Here is a 1,534-nt window from a genome sequence, read left to right as displayed (position 1 = left end):
GGGTGGGAGTACGCCAGGTCGTGGCGCGCTCCGGTCGGAGTGTGGGTGAGGAGGAGTGGCGGCTATGGAATCCGCGTATGGGCAGGGGTACGGCGGCTGGGACGACGCGGCCGTGGCCGAGCGGCGGCATCGGCTGCCGGCGGGGCTGCGGGCGCCGTTCGAGGGGCGCAGCTGGCGGGAGTTCGGCTATGTGATGCTCGGCTTCCCGATCGGCGTGCTGATGTTCACGTACGCGGTGACGATGCTGTCGGTCGGGGTGGGTCTGCTGGTCACGTTCCTCGGGGTGCCGGTGCTGGCGGCGGGGCTCGCCGGGTGCCGAGGGCTCGGGGCGATGGAGCGGGCGCGGGCGCGGGCGCTGCTCGGGGTGGAGGTGGCCGCGCCGGAGCCGTTGCGGCCACGCAAGCGGGGGGCGCTGGCGTGGATGGGTGCCGTCCTGCGCAGCGGGTCGTCGTGGCGGCAGCTGCTGTACGCGGTGGTGCAGTTCCCGTGGTCGCTGTTCTCCTTCGTGGTCGCCCTGAACTTCTGGGCGTACGGGTGGGCGATGCTGACGTATCCGCTGTGGTTCTGGGTCTTCCCGATGTGGGTCGGGCAGGACGGGGTGCAGCTGTACGGGGACGAGGGGCACGCCGTGTACCTCGACAACGCGTTCGAGGTGACGGTGACGGCGCTGGTGGGGCTGCTGTTCACGATGGCCACGCCGTGGATCGTGCGGGGCCTGACGATGGTGGACCGGGTGATGGTGACCGCGTTGCTCGGGCCGTCCCGGCTGGGTGCGCGGGTGGTGGAGCTGGAGTCGGACCGGGGGGTCGTGGTGGACACGGCGGCGGCCGATCTGCGGCGCATCGAGCGGGATCTGCACGACGGGGCGCAGGCGCGGCTGGTCGCGCTGGCGATGGATCTGGGTGTGGCGCGGGAGAAGCTGACCGAGGATCCGCGGGAGGCGGCGCGGATGGTGGACTCCGCGCACGGTGAGGTGAAGACGGCTCTGCGGGAGCTGCGGGATCTGGCGCGGGGCATCCATCCGGCGGTGCTGACCGACCGGGGCCTGGACGCGGCGCTGTCGGCGGTGGCGGCCCGGTGCGCGGTGCCGGTGGTGGTGGAGGTGGATCTGCCCGCGCGGCCGGTGCCGGCGATCGAGGGCATCGTCTACTTCACTGTGTCCGAGCTGCTGCAGAACGTCAGCAAGCACGCGGGCGCCTCCCGGGCGGTGGTGGATGTGTGGAAGGTCGAGGGGCGGCTGATGCTCCAGGTCACCGATGACGGGATGGGCGGCGCCGACGTCGGGGCGGGGTCGGGGCTCGCCGGGCTGGCGGAGCGGCTGGGAGCCGTCGACGGGGTGCTGGTCGTGGACTCACCGGCGGGCGGACCCACCCGCGTCACCGCGGAGCTGCCCTGGCGGGCGTGATCCTCGGGGCCCCGGCCGCGGGGGCGTGACGTTCGGCGGCAGGGGGGCGGGACCACCAGGGGCGCGTCCGGAGCCGAGGCTCCGGGCGCGCTTCTCCGTGTCACGTCGTCCGTGCCGCGGCGGCGGCCT

At 73.9% G+C, this 1,534-nt stretch carries 1 protein-coding gene; it reads left to right on the top strand.

Features of this window, described 5'->3' with window-relative positions; genetic code table 11:
* Positions 1 to 64 precede the first annotated feature (64 nt).
* Positions 65 to 1,405, top strand: a complete 1,341-nt coding sequence (locus AOK23_RS41935; protein ID WP_055717641.1) for a sensor histidine kinase — start codon at positions 65 to 67, stop codon at positions 1,403 to 1,405.
* Positions 1,406 to 1,534: the final 129 nt, after the last annotated feature.

The sequence above is a fragment of the Streptomyces torulosus genome (genome assembly GCF_001419765.1).
Classification (GTDB): domain Bacteria; phylum Actinomycetota; class Actinomycetes; order Streptomycetales; family Streptomycetaceae; genus Streptomyces; species Streptomyces torulosus.
Note: the sequence above shows the minus strand (reverse complement) of the source record. Positions and strands in the feature narration are given on the sequence as shown.

Coding starts and splice junctions, on each gene's coding strand:
- AOK23_RS41935 (WP_055717641.1), top strand. CDS start 65: ATGGAATCCGCGTATGGGCAGGGGTACGGCGGCTGGGACGACGCGGCC.